Below are 877 nucleotides of genomic sequence, written 5' to 3' on the forward strand. Positions count from 1 at the left end.
GACGGCCGATCGACGGCCTGCTCGATGACACGCTGCTCGATCGCCTTCCCGATGTGAACGTCTATGGGCCGTTGGCACCGGTCAACACGACCGGCACACTCGCGCTGGCGGCAGCCAACGCGGATTTCTCCATTGCCGAAGCCGGCGTGCGGCTCGCGCGCGCCAATCGCGTGCCTGACCTGAACGTCGGGCCGTCGATCCGCCGCCTGGAAGCGACCAACGACATGGCGGCGGTGTTCAGCGTGTCGATCCCGATCCCGGTGTTCAACAATGGTCGCGCCGCGATTGCGCAGGCGACCGCGCAGCGGACCCAGGCGGATGCGCAGCGCCGCGTGACCGCGCTCGACATCGAACAGGCGATCACGGACGCGCAGGCGCAGGCGGCCAATGCCGCAACGACGGCTCGTGCGGCGTCGGGGCCGGCGCTGGCGGCTGCACAGGAGGCCGCCCGCATCGCGCGGATCGGCTATCGCGAGGGCAAGTTCGGCCAGCTCGAATTGCTCGATGCTGAACGCACGCTCGCCGAAACGCGGGTCGCCGCGATCGACGCGCTTGCCAATTACCAGAATGCCCGCGCGCAAGTGGAGCGACTGACCGCTCGTGCGCCCAATGGGGGGAATCAGTGATGAAGAGCTTTTATCTCGCGGGCGCGGCGTCGCTCGCCCTGCTCTTGGCTGCCTGCGGCGGCAAGGATGGCGGAAACGAGGCAACTGCCGAAGGCGCAGCTGCCAATGAGACGGCAGCGGGCACGGAAAAGGGCGGTGCTGAAGGCGGTCATGCCGGTGAAGGCGTCGTCACATTGGGTGCCGACCAGATCGCCACAGCGGGCGTCCAGGTCGGACGGCCGATCATCGGCGGGGCCGGGACGATCGAGCTG

General features: G+C 68.5%; 1 protein-coding gene and 1 pseudogene. Both read left to right on the forward strand.

Features of this window, described 5'->3' with window-relative positions; all coding sequences use genetic code 11:
- The coding region (locus QHC67_RS18775) for a TolC family protein (RefSeq protein ID WP_319296684.1) at window positions 1-626 on the forward strand (626 nt) is incomplete at its 5' end.
- Window positions 626-877: pseudogene (locus QHC67_RS18780) on the forward strand (efflux RND transporter periplasmic adaptor subunit); the annotation flags it as partial. The gene QHC67_RS18775 and the pseudogene QHC67_RS18780, both read left to right, overlap by 1 nt.

The sequence above is a fragment of the Sphingobium sp. genome, assembly GCF_033795625.1.
Lineage (GTDB): Bacteria > Pseudomonadota > Alphaproteobacteria > Sphingomonadales > Sphingomonadaceae > Sphingobium.